This is a genomic window from Candidatus Clostridium eludens, from assembly GCF_045310515.1.
In the GTDB taxonomy this organism is placed as follows: Bacteria; Bacillota; Clostridia; order Clostridiales; family Clostridiaceae; genus Clostridium_B; species Clostridium_B eludens.
Genome location: NZ_JBJHZX010000226.1, coordinates 1 through 239 on the forward strand (window position 1 = coordinate 1; position 239 = coordinate 239).

1 pseudogene is annotated in these 239 nt (G+C 33.9%); it reads right to left on the reverse strand.

Features of this window, described 5'->3' with window-relative positions:
• Nucleotides 1-223: pseudogene (locus ACJDU8_RS25920) on the reverse strand (hydrogenase formation protein HypD); the annotation flags it as partial.
• Nucleotides 224-239 lie beyond the last annotated feature (16 nt).

A 239-nucleotide genomic window follows, 5' to 3' on the forward strand; every position in this document is an offset into this window, starting at 1 on the left:
TGTTTAAAAGTTCAATGGCTGCATCTATATAACCTTCCGATGTAACACAAACTGGGCATCCTGGCCCTGATACTAAACTTACCTTTGGATAAAGTAATTTCCTTATGCCCATTTTTGCTATACTTTGAGTATGAGTACCACATATCTCCATTATGGTGAAGCGCTCTATATCACTGTTTTTGATTTTATTAATTAAATTAATTAGGAGCTCATTTTCACTCATTTTCTATTTCCTCTTG